At 72.7% G+C, this 2,524-nt stretch carries 2 protein-coding genes and 1 pseudogene; 2 read left to right on the top strand and 1 reads right to left on the bottom strand.

Features of this window, described 5'->3' with window-relative positions; all coding sequences use genetic code 11:
- Positions 1 to 366: pseudogene (locus AB0C29_RS43135) on the top strand (adenylate/guanylate cyclase domain-containing protein); the annotation flags it as partial.
- Positions 367 to 397: 31 nt separating this feature from the next.
- Positions 398 to 1,912, top strand: a complete 1,515-nt coding sequence (locus tag AB0C29_RS43130) for a serine/threonine-protein kinase (RefSeq protein WP_360833406.1) — start codon at positions 398 to 400, stop codon at positions 1,910 to 1,912.
- A gap of 6 nt (positions 1,913 to 1,918) precedes the next feature.
- Here the strand turns inward: AB0C29_RS43130 and AB0C29_RS43125 are convergent.
- Positions 1,919 to 2,524: biotin/lipoyl-containing protein (locus AB0C29_RS43125; protein WP_360833404.1), on the bottom strand; the 606-nt coding region annotated here is incomplete at its 5' end.

Genomic DNA, 2,524 nt, shown 5'->3' with positions numbered 1-2,524 from the left:
CCGATCGCCAGTGACACCGGCGGCTCGCTGCTCTTCTCCCGCCGGCACGCGCTGGCGTCGTACGCGTCCGCCCTGCTCGCCGACGGTCACGTCGAAGCGGCGGCGACCTGGATCCGGCGCGCCCGCGAGGTGCCGGCCGAGGACGTCCGCAGCGGAGTGGTCGCCGCGATGGTGCTCGCCCGGGTGCACGCGGCGGCCGGGTCGCTGGACCTCGCGCGGGGTGCGGCCGAGGAGGCTGTGCTGCTCGCGTACTCCTCGGAACAGGTCAGTGAACGAGTCGCGGCGGAGGAATTGAGGGATGCTCTGGCCCATTCCATCGTGGAACCGCCGGAATCTGTCGCGTACGCGTCTGACGTGCCGGGATGAAGCTGACGCCCGGTCGCGTATTTTCTAACCCGTGACCGACACCCCGCCTGGCCGCCTCCCCGCGCCGTACGTGCCTGGCATGTCCGGCTTGACGGTTATGGCACGAGGTGGGTACGCCACTGTCTACCGTGCGACGCAGGATTCCGTCGGTCGTGACGTCGCCATCAAGGTCGAGAACAGGACGCTGGACAACGCCCGGGACCAGGCCCGTTTCCTGCGCGAGGCCAAAGCGGCCGGGCGGATGTCGTCGCACCCGCACGTGGTGGACCTGTTCGACGTCGGGGTGACGGTCGATCAGCACCCGTACCTGATCATGGAACTTTGTGACGGGTCGTACCTGGACCGGATGCGGATCTCCCCGCTCACCGCCGCCGAGGCCCGCGACCTGGGCGTGAAGATCGCCGACGCGCTGGTGCACTCGCACGCCAACGGGGTGCTGCACCGCGACGTCAAGCCCGCGAACATCCTGTACTCGCATTTCAACCCGGCCGTGCTCGCCGACTTCGGGCTGGCCGTGCTCGGGGAGATGCGCGATTCGTCGGTCACCCTCGAGGTGCTCACCCCGGCGTACGCCCCGCCCGAGATGTTCTCGCACGCCGAGCCGTCCGGCGCGGTCGACGTGTACGCGCTCTGCGCCACCCTCTACGCCGTGATGCGAGGCCGCCCGCCGCGCTGGGAGTCCGACCGCAGCCCCAGCCTGATCACCCTGATGGACCTGTTCAACCAGCCCATCCCGGAGCTGCCGGGCGTGCCGCGCGCGCTCACCGAGATCCTGCGGTACGGCATGGCGAACGATCCTCGGGCCCGCCCCACCGCGGAGCAGCTGCGCGAGATGCTCGGCGGCGTGCACCTCGGTCAGAGTGGCCACCAGGTCCCGCCGACGGTCTACCGCGCGTCGACGTTCCAGCCGCCCGAGCCGCAGCCGATGCCCCGCAACCCGCGGCCGGTGCCGCCGGTGTCACCCACCCGCGAGGTGCACGGCGCCGACGAGACCCCGACCGTGCACACCGAGGGCCGCAAGCGGGCCAAGCGCAAGTGGCTCTTCGGTGGCTTCGGGGTGTTCCTGCTGGTCGCGACCTCGCTGGGCGGCGCCTGGCTGGCGTCCGCGCACGGCCCCAAGGTGCGGTCGTTCGCCACCCGGCTGGCCGCGCCGGCGACGTCCACCGTGCCCGTGGCGCTGTCCCGGCTCCCCGGCTGTGCCGCTCCCAACGCGCACTGCCCCGAACAGGTCGAGTGCTACACGCGGCGGGCCGACGACGGCCGGACCGCCCGCAAGGTCGCGTGCACCCGGCCACACAGCTGGGAGGTGTTCGCGATCGGCCGGCTGCCGTCCGGAGTGGAGCCCCGCGACCGGGACGCGGTCACCACCGACCCGATCGTGCGCAAGGTGTGCAGCACGGCCACCTTCCGGCGCACGACGACCCGTACCGACAGCACCGAGTGGGCGTTGTCGGTGCTGCCGCCGACCAGCGCCGACCGTACTTTCCGCTGCCTGGCCGGTCAGGGCCGGGACCAGCTCCGCGGGCCGGTGCTGGCCCGCGGCTGAAGCTCCTTACTCAGGGTCGAGCACGGCCAGCAGCTCGCCGGTGTCGACCTCGGCGCCCGGCTGCACCGGCAGTGAGGCGACCACGCCGGCCGAGGGCGCGTGCACCGGGTGCTCCAGCTTCATCGCCTCCAGCGTCAGCAGCAGCTCACCGGCGCGCACCCGCTGACCCGGGACCACCAGGACCCGGCGGACCGCACCGGGCAGCGGGGCGATCAGCGAGCCCTCGGTGGTCTCCGGGGCCGGCAGCGGGAAGCGGGACAGCTCACGCAGCGTGACCGAGCCCTCCGGGCTGTCCACGTAGGAGATGTCACCCACCCGGTGCACCTTCAGGCTGAGCCGGATGCCGTTGACGTCCAGGTCCACCCGGCCGCCGTCGGCGTGCACCACCACCGTGGGCGGATGGTCGTCGAGCGTCGGGGCCTGGCCCAGCCCCGCCAGGTCCAGCTCCTCCGGGTCCACCGCGCGGACCCACCAGCCGGCCAGCTCGCCGTGCCGGTTCATCCGGTAGCCGACCTCCACCGGGCCGGCCGGGCCGTCGTACACGGCGGTCTGCGAGCCGGACGGGACGTTGCGCCAGCCCGACGGCAGCGACTGCAGCACCGGGGCGGTCGC

The organism is Actinoplanes sp. NPDC048791 (genome assembly GCF_040650095.1).
Classification (GTDB): Bacteria; Actinomycetota; Actinomycetes; order Mycobacteriales; family Micromonosporaceae; genus Actinoplanes.
The sequence above is the reverse complement of the archived record's forward strand: the minus strand, read 5'-3'. Positions and strand labels throughout refer to the sequence as shown.